Annotated in this window: 10 protein-coding genes; 3 read left to right on the forward strand and 7 right to left on the reverse strand. The window is 40.9% G+C overall.

Going from position 1 to position 13,183, the window contains the following annotated elements; all coding sequences use genetic code 11:
• Positions 1-24: 24 nt before the first annotated feature.
• The 7 genes from OK025_RS17455 to OK025_RS17485 all read right to left on the reverse strand — a co-directional run bounded on the left by OK025_RS17455 (position 25) and on the right by OK025_RS17485 (position 9,672).
• Positions 25-1,491, reverse strand: a complete 1,467-nt coding sequence (locus tag OK025_RS17455) for an efflux transporter outer membrane subunit (RefSeq protein ID WP_317665699.1) — start codon at positions 1,489-1,491, stop codon at positions 25-27.
• Positions 1,491-4,643: an efflux RND transporter permease subunit gene (locus OK025_RS17460; protein WP_317665701.1), complete on the reverse strand. Its 3,153-nt coding sequence runs from the start codon at positions 4,641-4,643 to the stop codon at positions 1,491-1,493. The genes OK025_RS17455 and OK025_RS17460 overlap by 1 nt, the downstream gene beginning before the upstream one ends.
• Before the next feature lie 77 nt (positions 4,644-4,720).
• Entirely contained in the window at positions 4,721-5,884 is a 1,164-nt protein-coding gene (locus OK025_RS17465; protein WP_317665703.1) for an efflux RND transporter periplasmic adaptor subunit, read from the reverse strand.
• Positions 5,885-6,128: 244 nt separating this feature from the next.
• Positions 6,129-6,962 carry an AMP nucleosidase gene (locus tag OK025_RS17470; protein ID WP_070565520.1) on the reverse strand — a complete coding sequence of 278 codons (834 nt, stop codon included), beginning with the start codon at positions 6,960-6,962 and terminating at the stop codon, positions 6,129-6,131.
• Between the two features lie 124 nt (positions 6,963-7,086).
• Positions 7,087-8,337 (reverse strand): ATP-dependent Clp protease ATP-binding subunit ClpX, encoded by a 1,251-nt coding sequence (gene clpX, locus OK025_RS17475; protein ID WP_317665705.1) that lies wholly within the window; start codon positions 8,335-8,337, stop codon positions 7,087-7,089.
• 2 nt (positions 8,338-8,339) lie between these two features.
• The gene (gene clpP / locus OK025_RS17480; protein ID WP_046674530.1) at positions 8,340-9,041 is read right to left on the reverse strand and encodes an ATP-dependent Clp endopeptidase proteolytic subunit ClpP; all 702 of its coding nucleotides are present in this window, start codon (positions 9,039-9,041) and stop codon (positions 8,340-8,342) included.
• A 169-nt stretch (positions 9,042-9,210) separates the two neighbouring features.
• Entirely contained in the window at positions 9,211-9,672 is a 462-nt protein-coding gene (locus tag OK025_RS17485) for a type I restriction enzyme HsdR N-terminal domain-containing protein (protein ID WP_317665708.1), read from the reverse strand.
• 409 nt (positions 9,673-10,081) lie between these two features.
• Here OK025_RS17485 and holA point away from each other — a divergent pair, with 409 nt between their 5' ends.
• The 3 genes from holA to OK025_RS17500 all read left to right on the forward strand — a co-directional run bounded on the left by holA (position 10,082) and on the right by OK025_RS17500 (position 13,176).
• Positions 10,082-11,089, forward strand: a complete 1,008-nt coding sequence (gene holA, locus OK025_RS17490; RefSeq protein ID WP_317665710.1) for a DNA polymerase III subunit delta — start codon at positions 10,082-10,084, stop codon at positions 11,087-11,089.
• 169 nt (positions 11,090-11,258) lie between these two features.
• Positions 11,259-11,876 carry a TetR/AcrR family transcriptional regulator gene (locus OK025_RS17495; RefSeq protein WP_317665712.1) on the forward strand — a complete coding sequence of 206 codons (618 nt, stop codon included), beginning with the start codon at positions 11,259-11,261 and terminating at the stop codon, positions 11,874-11,876.
• On the forward strand, positions 11,866-13,176 hold the full coding sequence (locus tag OK025_RS17500) for a TolC family protein (protein ID WP_317665714.1): 1,311 nt from the start codon (positions 11,866-11,868) through the stop codon (positions 13,174-13,176). Before OK025_RS17495 ends, OK025_RS17500 begins: the two co-directional genes overlap by 11 nt.
• The last annotated feature ends 7 nt before the right edge of the window (positions 13,177-13,183 follow it).

Below are 13,183 nucleotides of genomic sequence, written 5' to 3' on the forward strand. Positions count from 1 at the left end.
CCACAAAAATAACGTTTTAAATCCTTATCTCCAACCTCCTCCGAGTGCCCGGTACAGATCCACAAATGCATCTAAATGCTGTTGCCTTAACTCGACGAGATCGAGGTCACTGTTTAGGGCATTGCTTTGCGCGGTAATCACCTCTAAATATGTGGCGTAACCACTTTTAAAGAGTAAACCCGCATTTTTAACGGCAAGATGTGCATTATCGACTCTTTCTTTGGCCAAAGACAATTGCTCCCGTTGCTTGTCGACCGTGACCACTGCATTAGAGACTTCGGCTACGGCTTCCACGACCTTTTGTTGCAATTGGATTTCGGCTTTATCACGTTCCAATTTAGCGACCTCATACTGTGTTTTCAAGGTTTTGTTTTTGAAAATAGGTGTGGTCAAATTCCCGGTTATTCCACCGAGCAATGCCCCTGGTATATTGAACCAATTTTTGGGGAGCATACTATTTACCCCCAATACGCCGCCTACGGTCAATGAAGGGTAACGCATGGCCTGTTGGATATTGGCATTTGCATTGGCTGCCATCAATTGAAATTCAGATGATCGGATATCTGGTCTATTGCGCACAATTTCGATTGGGGAACCTAAGGAGATGTCTTTGCTTTCAGCGAAGAGATGCTCGTAAGAAGTGCCTCTTTTGATGCTATCGGGTAATTTTCCGGTCAGTGTCTGTAGCGCATTTTCCTGGATGACAATTTCCTTTTCGATTTCGGGAACGAGGGAGGCCGCCAATAGACGCTGTGATTGTGTTTGTTGGATCGCCAAGGCGGTGATCTCACCCGCTTCATATTGAAGCTTGATCATGCGCAGCGTACTGTCGTTTAATTGGACGTTACGTTTGGCAACCTCAATCTTGGCATCGAGCATCAAAAGATTGAAGTAACCTTTTGCGACAGCAGTTATGATAGAGGTCTGTATCGCATTTTTTGCCTCCTGTGTATCCAAATATTCGGCTAAAAGTTGTTCTTGTTTACTTCCTATTTTCTTCCAGATATCTATTTCCCAGCTAAAATTAATATCGGAACCAAACATAGATTGATAGACAAACATATTTTGCGGTGCCTTTTCACCTTTATGATCGTAATATTTGGTCAGCGGACCACTGCCGAAGTCTTTCGATCGCCAGGTGCGGTTTCCATTGGCAATTGTCGCATTGACACTCGGCAGATAATTGGCTTTGTTCTGCGCTAAAACCCGATTTGAAATCTGCAGGTTGAGTAGTGCAGTTTTCATCTCAAAATTATTGGCCAAGGCAGAATCAATCAGTAGTTTCAAGGTAGGATCGTGAAAGAAGGATTTCCAATGGATCAGTCCCATACTGGAGGTATCTCCAAAGTAGTCCAATGTATCGCCGCGAAAGTTTTCGGGAAGTTTGAGTTTGGGCTGCACATAATCTTTGCCAATCTTACAGGCATTCATCAGACCTAAGAGACTAATGATGATCGATATTCCCGAAAGGTATTTTTTTATGTTTTTCATTATTCTTCCTCTTCTTTAGCTAGTTTATCATGTAGTTTTTCATCCAGGCTTTTGAATACGACAAAGAGTACAGGGATGATAAAGATGCCGAAGGCTACACCAAAGAGCATGCCGCCGGCAGCGCTGAAACTGATCGAATGGTTACCGATCGCCGACGGGCCAACCGTCCACATCAAGGGCACCAGGCCCGCAACAAAGGCTAAACTGGTCATCAAGATTGGCCGTAATCTCAGTTTGGAGCCGCTAATGGCTGCTTCGACGATACTTTTTCCGTTTTTACGCTCCTGGACGGCGAATTCGACGATCAGAATAGCGTTTTTGGCCAATAAGCCAATGAGCATAATAAGCCCCACCTGCACGTAGATGTTGTTTTGAAGTCCCACAAGGTTGATCACAGAAAATACGCCGATCAGTCCTACTGGTATAGATAATAGCACGGCCCAAGGAAGAATGTAGCTTTCATATTGAGCGGAAAGCAGGAAGTAGACGAATAGGATACTAAGTGCAAAAATCAAGATGGTCTGTGAACCGGATTGACTTTCTTCATAACTCATGCCCGTCCATTCAAAACCGTAATTCCCCGGAAGTTTGTTGTCGGCCAATTTTTGGATAGCCTGCATGGCATCATCCGTACTATAGCCTTCCGCGGGTGTAATATTTACTGCAATTGCATTGTATAGATTGTAACGCGTAATGGTTTCTGGACCCACCGTCTTTTCTAAGGTCAATATGGTGTTAATAGGCACCATTTCGCCTTTACTGTTGCGCACAAAAATTGAATTGAAGGATTCGGGATCTTTGCGGAAGTCGAAATCTGATTGGACATAAACCCGGTATTGGCGACCAAACCGATTAAAATCGCTCGCCTGTACACGTGCAAAATAAGATCGGATTGTGGACATGAGATCTTTGATCTCAACTCCCAGAGATTTTGCCTTTACGGCATCGATATTTACCTCGTACTGAGGGAAGTTTGATTTAAAACTTGTGTAAGCACTTCGTATTTCCGGTAAGGTATTGAGTTGGTTAATAAAGGTATCTGCAATGGTGTTAAAGTCCCGAATGTCACCACCCATTCGATCCTGAAGAACCATTTCAATTCCGGCAAAGTCGCCAAAACCCTGTACGGTAGGGCGGGGGAATACTGTAAACGTTGCTTCATTAATCTGGGATAGATCATTTCTGATGGTATCCATAAACGCATTGATATTTTTGATGTGCTCGCGTTTGGCATGTGGTTTTAAGGTAATGTAACCGGCGGCAAATGCCGGGCTTGAACTTCCGTCCAGGGCATTAAAACCAGAAACAGTTGTCATTCCATTGATGTCCTGTCTTTTCTTCAAAATACTATCGGCACGATGAAGAACCTCAGTTGTTCGGCTCAATGAAGCGCCGGGAGGGAGGGCAATGTTGTATGTGATAAATCCATCATCTTCTGTCGGAATAAAACTTTTGGGTGTTTTAATCATAAACACTATGCCAAGTGCTGTAATTAAAATTAAACCTGCCCAGGCTATTTTCTTATTCTTGATCAGTATTTCTACAATCGAGACATATCGGGCAGTCAGTCGATCAAAAGAGGTATTGAATGCTTTGAAGAAGCGATCTTTAAATTGATTGATTTTGCCGTTTTTTTGATTGGTATGCTGTTGCGGGGCTTTCAGGAGTAGCGCACATAGGGCTGGACTTAAAGTCAAGGCATTGAGCGCTGAAATCAGAATCGCTGTTGCAAGGGTGTAAGCAAACTGGCGATAAAAGATACCTGCTGGCCCTTCCATAAATCCTACAGGCAAAAATACAGCCGCCATGACCATGGTTATGGACAGGATAGCACCCGTAATTTCGGACATCGTCGATAATGTAGCGGCTCTGGGTTTCATTCCTGTGCTGTGCATTTTTTCGTGGATGGCCTCGACGACGACAATGGCGTCGTCCACTACGATTCCAATAGCCAACACCAGGGCGAACATCGTCAGGACATTGAGCGAAAATCCAAAAAGCTGCAGAAAAAAGAAGGTTCCCACCAATGAAACAGGGATTGCAATTGCAGGGATCAAGGTGGATCTAAAATCTTGCAGGAAGATAAAGACAATAATAAATACCAGGATAAAGGCTTCAAAAAGGGTGTGCTCAACCTGGTTGATCGATTCATCGATCTGGTCACGTACCGAGTAGGTCACCTCGTAGTGTATGCCTTTTGGAAATGTTTTGGATTGTTCTTCGAGAACCTTTCTGACGGCAATATCAATATCATGGGCGTTGGAACCACTGGTTTGTGTTAAGTTGAGTGTAAGACCGGGATGTCCATTTACCTTATTGTCGCTGCTTAGATTGGTGGCGCCGAATTCGACGCGTGCCACATCTTTTAAATAGAGCACTGAACCGTCGCTGTTGGTTTTGATGACAATACTCTGGAATTCCTCCGGTGTGGTGAAACGCCCTTTATGACGGATCACTGTTTCGAAAGCTTCATCTGAGGTTTCTCCAAATTTACCGGGGGCAATCTCAAAGTTTTGATCTTTTATAGCGTTGGTTACATCTTGCGGGACGAGGTTATACAGGGCTAGTTTTTCGGGGTTCAACCAAAGTCGCATCGCATAATCCCGTGCTCCCAAACGGGAAACCTGGGCTACGCCATCAACACGCAGCAAAGGCCGCATCAGGTTAATCTGTGCATAAGCCTGGAGAAAGGTTTCGTCGTAGGCACTATCCTGGTGATCGGAGTAGAGATTGATGGTCATAATGACACCCGTTTGCCGTGGCATGACCGTGATTCCGGCCTCATTTACTTCTGCCGGAATGGAACTGATTGCTTTGGAAATCCGTGTCTGTACATTGACCGAGGCAATATCAGGATTTGTACCGGTCTTAAAATAGACCGACACACTTCCCGATCCTGAATTGGAGGCCGACGACTTGATATAGGTCATATCCTCTACACCATTGATGGCTTCTTCGATAGGTAGCAAAACACTTTTTGCTACAGTTTCGGCATTTGCTCCCGGGTAACTTAGAGAAACAAGCACACTTGGTGGTGCAATTTCCGGAAAGCGCGAAACAGGCAGCAGTTTTAGCCCCACTAAGCCCAAGATTACCAGGATAATGGAAACCACCGTGGCTAATACAGGCCTATTTATAAATGTTTTTAGCATATATATGGAATTTTAAACACGCTACATGAAGTGTACAGTATGCCCGACACCTTGTAGCATGTAAAAATGATAGATAATTATTTCTGTAAAATCGGGGTTACTGGTGAACCGTCGGTCAATTTGTCAAATCCACTGGTAATAACGCGATCGTTTTCCTGTAGTCCTGAGTAGACGATATAATTGTTTTTACTTTTGCCTGTCAGTTGGATATTTCGTTTCTGTGCTTTGTTGTTTTGGTCCAGTATATACACGAAGGATTTATCCTGCAATTCATTGACTGCAATCTGGGGGATTTGAAGAACGTCTTTTTTAACCTCTGCAATTTTAAGCGTGCCACTACTTCCGGATCGAAGTATATTGTCGTGATTTTGAAATGTCGCACGCAAGGAGATCGCACCTGTAGTACGGTTGATCTGGCCATTGACGGCATCCACTACACCTTTTTTTGCGTATTCTTCACCATCTGCAAGGACGAGCGTAACTTCGGGAAATACAAGCTTCTGATTCTGGTTGTATTTTTTTCCTTCTAGGCTATCTTTTTTTGCCTGTGCTTTGGAAAAATAAAGAAAGTCAGATTCATTCATGGAGAAATAAACATACACTTCCTGGATGTCTGAAAGATAGGTGAGGGGTTCTTTGTCACCTTTTGAGACCAGATTCCCAATGCGTTTTGGAATCCGGCCAATATAACCGCTTACCGGAGCGGTGATCACTGTAAAATCCTTGCTGATCTGAGCCGAACGTACGGCAGCGATGGCTTGATCCAGTGTTGCCTTGGCTACTTGGTAATCTGATTTGGCCGATGCCAGTCTGACATCGGAGATAACGTCGTTTTGAACCAGTGGTTTCAGTCGGTCGACTTCGAGCTGTGCATTTTTAAGTTTGGCTCTGGCGACCTGCTCTGTAGCAACCATGTTATTGAGGTTTTCCTGATAAGTTGAGGGGTCTACTTTGAACAGCTTCTGACCTTTTTGTACAAAAGAACCTTCATCAACATAAATTTCCTGCAGCAGACCTTCGACCTGCGGGCGAACTTCGACATTGACTTTACCTTCAATAGTCCCTAAATAATCCTTGATGGTGATCGCATCTGATTTAGTGACGGTATAAACGGGTAAGGCTACGGCTTTTTCATTGGTTTTATTTTCTTTTGAAGAACTTGAAGAACAACTTACCTGCGTGGCTAAGGCTGAACAAATCAATACGGATACTTTGAAAATAGATAATGTTTTTTTCTTCACAATGTTTGATTAATTTTTACGATATATATGTAGTGTAATATGATTATTACAATATAAACGTCAAATAGTTTAATTATTGTGAAGATTAACATTTGTTAACATCTCAAATCATAATTAATAACTGTTCAATTATTAATCAATAATAATGTTTAATAGTTTAAGGGTTTGGTAGTTATGGTTTTATGGAGGGTAGTACATCATATTTTCCAGCCAAAGGAAAATATGATGTTGATTGCCTTGTACCTTAGAATTTAAGGTGCTTCACGGTTAATCCGTTATTGATAAGCTGTTTTAAGGCATCGATGCCTATACTGATATGTGCTTCGACATATTTTGCTGTAACTGTTACATCACTGACAGAAGTTTTGACACCTTCTGGTACCATCGGTTGATCCGAAACGAGCAGTAAAGCACCTGTTGGAATCTTATTGGCAAATCCGACGCTGAATATCGTTGCGGTTTCCATATCAACGCACATGGCACGGATTGATTTTAAATATTTTTTGAAAGCTTTGTCATGTTCCCAAACCCGTCTATTGGTGGTGTATACCGTTCCAGTCCAGTAATCACGTTGGTGATCCCGAATTGTAGTGGATATGGCCTTTTGCATGGCGAAGGCTGGTAATGAGGGTACTTCAGGTGGAAAGTAGTCATTCGATGTTCCCTCGCCGCGGATAGCGGCAATTGGAAGAATCAGTTCACCTACAGGAATTTTTTTCTTGATACCCCCCGTCTTACCCAAGAATAGAACGGCTTTTGGAGCAATCGCTGACAATAGATCCATAATGGTTGCGGCCATTGGACTTCCCATACCGAAGTTGATAATGGTGATACCTCCGGCAGTGACGGATTGCATCGGTTTGTCTTCGCCATAAATAGGCGCATTATCATGCATTTCAGAAAATAGGTGGATATATTTTGAAAAGTTCGTTAAAAGGATATACTCCCCAAACTCTTCCAAAGGCCTTCCCGTATAACGAGGAAGCCAGTTGTTCACGATTTCTTCTTTGGTTTTTAAACCTGGTGTGATCGGACTATTTACGGTATTCTTTGCACTTTTCTTTGTTGTCATAGTCATTAAATTTAATTTCTTGAATCTCTTATCTTCCTGTCAACATTCCGTTATGGCTATGTTATTATTGTAATATAAGATTTTTAATTCTTTTCTAAAAAAAAATCCCGTTCAGCGAACGGGATTTTTTTTAAGCGACTTTAAGCTTTTTTAAATCGGACTTTTCGAATTTTGTCTTCGCATAGTCCAAGGTAATTTCTAATGCTTTCTGTCCCGTTTGCTCTTTTGTTGACGGAATCTCAAACATGGCGTCCAGCATAATGGCTTCGCAGATACTGCGGAGGCCACGGGCTCCAAGTTTAAATTCGTCAGCTTTATCAACAATAAACGTATATACGTCAGGATCAAATTTTAGTTCGATACCTTCGTATTCAAACAACTTCTTATATTGTTTTACCAATGCATTTTTTGGTTCAGTCAAAATGCTCAGTAAAGTTTCCTTATCCAATGGATTTAAGTAAGTCAATACAGGAAGACGGCCAATTAACTCTGGAATTAAACCAAAGTTCTTTAAGTCTTGAGGTGTAATATACTTGTATAGATTGTTCAAGTCAATTTCCTCTTCGTCTTCGTTCATTTTATAACCTACTGTTTGCGTGCGCAGACGGTTTGCAATTTTCTTTTGAATACCGTCGAATGCACCACCACAGATAAATAGAATATTACTTGTATTGACTGCGATCATTTTTTGATCCGGGTGTTTACGGCCGCCTTGAGGTGGAACGTTTACAACTGTACCTTCCAGAATCTTCAATAAAGCTTGCTGCACACCTTCACCCGATACATCTCTTGTAATAGACGGATTGTCGCTTTTACGAGCGATTTTATCAATCTCATCGATATAGATAATACCGCGTTCTGCAGAGGCTACATCATAATCTGCTGCTTGCAATAAACGTGTTAATATACTTTCTACGTCTTCCCCTACATACCCTGCTTCTGTCAATACAGTTGCATCCACAATACAGAAGGGGACGTTGAGTATCTTGGCAACAGTTTTTGCCAGCAAGGTTTTACCTGTACCTGTTTCACCAACGATAATCAAATTGGATTTTTCGATTTCAATCTCGTCTTTATCCACTTTCTGATTTAAACGTTTATAGTGATTATAAACTGCTACTGAAATTACTTTTTTCGCATCATCCTGACCGATTACATATTGATCCAGGTGAGTTTTAATCTCCAAAGGACGGATCAACTTTAAAGCAGTCTGTAAAGTTTTACTTTTTCGTTGTTTTAATTCTTCGGCCAAGATTTCGCCTGCCTGCTGGATACATCTGTCACAGATGTGTGCTCCGTTGCCTGCAATAAGCATCTGGGCCTCATTTTTGCTTATGCCACAAAACGAACAGTGAATGTCTCTATCGTTATTCTTTGCCATTGTTATTTAATAATCTCCTTCTTAGGAAGTAAAATCTCGTCAATCATACCGAATTCTTTGGCTTCATTGGCTCTCATCCAGTAATCGCGATCTGAAGATTTTTCTACCCATTCGTAAGTTTGTCCAGAATGATCTGAAATAATGGTGTATAATTCTTCTTTCAATTTCATCATCTCACGTAAGTTGATTTCCATGTCGGCAGCAACTCCTTGTGCACCACCGGAAGGTTGGTGAATCATGACGCGTGAGTGACGTAAGGCTGCACGTTTGCCTTTTGCACCAGCAACTAAAAGAACAGCTCCCATAGACGCAGCAATACCTGTGCAGATCGTCGCTACATCTGGCGTGATATATTGCATGGTATCATAAATTCCTAATCCAGCGTATACGCTTCCACCTGGTGAATTGATGTAGATCTGGATATCACGTTGTGCATCGGTAGATTGTAGGAACAAGAGCTGTGCCTGAATAATGTTGGCTACCTGATCATCAATACCGCTGCCTAAAAATATGATACGGTCCATCATCAAACGCGAAAACACATCCATCTGAGCAACGTTCAATTGACGCTCTTCAACGATGTAAGGTGTAAGGTTTGTCGGAATGCTTGTCTCTGTACGAGCAATGAAGCTATCAACATGTTGGCTTCCAATACGGTGATGCTTTACTGCATATTTTCTGAATTCGTTTTTATCTATATTCATCTTTTTATTTTTTCTATTCTGTAGGACTAATATAAAACTATATTTTAAAAATCAAATAAATTGAAAAGATGTTTTACATCTACTTTACATTTTTTCGGTGATCCCCTTTCAGGACCTGGAGGATACTGTATCTCCGGATTAATTCTTTATCTATTTCATGCATAGCTCCTTAGTCAATTTCGTTGTAGTTGGGGAGGTCTTCCAAAAATTCGTAAGACGCGTTTATAAAATCAATTTTACAATAGTAATGATTCATACCATTGCTCACTAACAGGTATGGTATACGGTGAACCGTATTATAATTTGCAATTTGCTCAAATACTTGTTGTGTGATTTTTATATGTGGCGCTTTAAACTCGGCTAAGACGACCTTATGCCCGCTACTGTTGTAAATCAATAAATCACTTCGTTTCTGAAGGTTATTTAATTTCAATCCGCCTTCAATATGCATCAGTGTTTTGGGGTAATTTTTCATGAGCGACAAATAGTTGATCCAATGCTGTCTAACCCATTCCTCCGGTGTTAATACCAAGTCCTTTTTTCTGAGCTCATCAAAGATGTAAATCGCATTGTTCTTTTTGGATATTTTAGCTTTAAACGGCGGTAAGTTCAGTGGAGTCGGTGAAAACATACACAAATATACTAAAATTTTAGCAAAAGAAATAAATTCGTGAAGTCTGAAATATGTGTTTTTTTGACTAGTCTGATTTTTTAGGTTAGGGAAACCCGAGGTCTGTATTTATGATGCGATTACTTAACGAGATGGTGAAAGCTATGTTGCTGAATGTTCATGGCATTAAATCAATAGTTTAATGTAATCGCGGTGCAGGAGTCAATTATAAAAGCGTAATTTTCGGAGTTTACTCGGTTGAATTGCCATTAAAATCGTAATTTTGCTTCGCATAAAATGCCCATGCTCGAGTTCGATAGACGTTTTGATGTGCGGTGACATGGGATGATTTTAGCGCTAGCAGATCGCTTGGATGCCGGAAACAAATGGGGGGCAACTGATCTACAGCGGGCGAATAAATAGACTATATATGAACATAAATCCGATCTTATCCGATATTAAGAACAGGTCTTTTAAACCAGTGTATTTATTGCAAGGGGAGGAGAGTTATTTCATTGATACCATTGCCGACGCTTTGGAAGCAACAGTATTGAATGATGCGCAGAAGGGCTTTGATCAATCGATTTTCTATGGAAAAGATATTGATATGTCTACCGTTGTCAATGCAGCAAAACGGTATCCCATGTTGAGTGATTATCAGTTGATTATTATCAAGGAAGCGCAGGAGCTGAAATGGAAATCGGATACGGAAGAACTGTTGACCAAATACCTGGAGCATCTTACACCGACAACCATTCTTGTGTTTTGTTTTAAACATGGGAAATTTGACAAACGCAAAAAGATCTATAAGGTATTTGAAAAAAAAGGACTAGTTGTTGATGCGGCCAAACTATACGACGATAAGGTGGGCCCTTGGATCGGAGCGTATGTGAAAGATGCCGGCTGGCGCATTCATCCGCAAGCGACGATGATGATTGCGGACTATCTCGGTAATGATCTGTCCAAAGTGTCTAATGAACTTGACAAGCTGATGCTTAATGTTCAAAAGAGTCAAGAGATCAGCATGGAAGATGTTGAACGAAATATTGGCATCTCCAAAGATTACAATGTTTTTGAATTAAATACAGCATTGGCTAAACGCAATGCCCTAAAAGCTTATCAGATTGTTGATTATTTTGTGGCCAACCCCAAAAATAATCCGCTGGTAATGGTCATTGGACAAATTGCTACCTACTTCACGAAGATTCTCAAATACCATTATCTGATTGACAAATCGGTCGCGGCAAAAGAATTGGGGGTACATCCTTTCTTTTTGAAAGAATACGAGCTTGCTGCAAGAAATTACAACAGACGGAAAACTTTCGATGTGCTCAATGTGTTGAAAGAAACAGATTTGAAATCCAAGGGAGTCAATGTCCCGAGCAATTTCAGCAGTGAGGAAATTCTAAAAGAAATGGTCTACAAGATCCTCAACTGATTCCATCCGCATAGCAAACACCAGAAATGGTGTTTTTTTTTACACAAATTTAATAATTAAACACTTGTTTAAATTAAACGTTTGTTTAACTTTGTCGCGCATTTAGCGAGAATGTATTTTATAATCGCTACGAATCTGCGATTGTATCTATAAAAGATAGAGGTTTAAAATGGAATTTAACGAGAAACAGATTGATATCCTGCTTGCAGCTGAGCGTCTTTTTGCAACAAAAGGGTTTGATGGAACTTCCGTTCGTGATATCGCCAATGAGGCGAATGTAAATGTCGCGATGATCAATTATTATTTTGGTTCTAAAGACAAGCTACTGGATACTTTCTTTGAATGGCGTGTTCCTGATTTTATGATCAATGTGGATGAGCTGGCGCTTATTGATAATGCATTGGACAAAATTGACGCCATGGTCGATAGGTCGTTTAAGTCCATGAACTCCCATCGTAAGCTATATCATATCATTACCATTGAAAGTTCGTTAAAACAGCGCATGCTGATCTCGGAGGCTTTTCGCAAACTCAAGCTGCACAATCTTGAAGTGATATCGTCTGTTATCAATGCGGGGGTAGAACAAGGGGTATTCAAAGCAGGATATGATCCCATCTTGATCCACTCCATGATGATGGGCGTATTTATGAATTTTCAGATGAACCATTGTTTTTTACAGGATCAGTTGCATATCGATAACGATGAGGACTATGCAAATTATATTGAAACAACTTTAACAGAATTTATACAGAAAACAATTAAAGCTTTATTGACATATGAAAAATAAGTTGGCCAATTTGAGTGCTTTATTGCTTTTAAGTCCTATGGGTCTGTTGGCGCAAGACAACAAACACATGACTTTGGAAGAGATAATTCACTTGGCCGCAAATCAAAGCGTGGAAGCAAAGTCTACCGATACGAAGATATTGGGGAGACAGCTCGAAGTTGAAACGGCCAAATCGAAACAGCTTCCTGATGCAAAATTGAGTGGACAATACATGGCTATGACTACTCCAAATGTGAATTTAAAGTTGGCTTTAGGTGAGGGGGGCTCTGCTCCGGATATTGCTGCAAACCAATTGTGGTTAGGACAGGCTTCGGTGAGCATGCCAATTTATACAGGTGGACGTATTAAAGGCGGTATTGATATTGCAAAAGATGCATTGAAAGCTGAGGAATACAACGCTGTAGCAAGTAAAGAACAACTGGCTATACGTGCAGTGAATCTTTATCTAAGTCTTTATAAGGCTCAGCAAACCAACTTGTTGATTGCTGAAAATATCAAGCAGTCGGAGCAGCGTGTTTCGGATTTTAAAGCGATGTTGGACAATGGTTTGATCGCGCGTAACGACCTGTTAAAAGCAGAACTGCAGCTTTCAAATTATCAGGTTTCGCTTCAGGAGGCGCAGAAAAATATCAAGGTGCTGAACTATCAATTGGCTAATTTTTTGAAAATTGATGAAAATACACAGCTGGATCAGATCAATCTTGCTGAGGTGAACGGTGTTGATTTGGGTTTAAAAGCATCTTATGACGCTGCGAAAACCTCGCGTTCTGATGTGAAATCTTTGGAGTCTCAACGTTTGCTTGCAGAAGACCAGTTGAAGGTAACAAAAGCATCCACATTGCCACAGGTTTCTGCAACGGCAGGTTACAATGCTTTTGGTTTGCAAAAAGTGGTTACTGTAACAAATGCGGCCATGGTGGGTGTAGGTGTATCCTACGACATCGGTTCACTTTATAAAAACAAAAGAGAAGTGAATGTTGCGAAAAATCGTATAAAAGAAATTGATGAGCACATTGAATTATTAAATGATAAGGTGAAAGTTCAGGTTCAACAGGCCAATGAAAACTATATGCTGGCACAAAAGCAGGATGTGGTGTACCACCAAGCGGTGGATCAGGCGGTTGAAAATTATCGGATTACAAAAGATAAGTACGATAATGGTATAGCAGATACAGACGACTTATTAACCGCCGATGTACAGCAGTTACAGAGCAAGATCAATCTGGCAATTAGCAAAGCAAACACCATTGAAAAATATTACGACCTTCTATTGGCAAATGGGTCTTTAAACATTAAATAGCAATTAA

Origin of the sequence: Sphingobacterium sp. UGAL515B_05 (assembly GCF_033097525.1) — a bacterium.
In the GTDB taxonomy this organism is placed as follows: Bacteria; Bacteroidota; Bacteroidia; order Sphingobacteriales; family Sphingobacteriaceae; genus Sphingobacterium.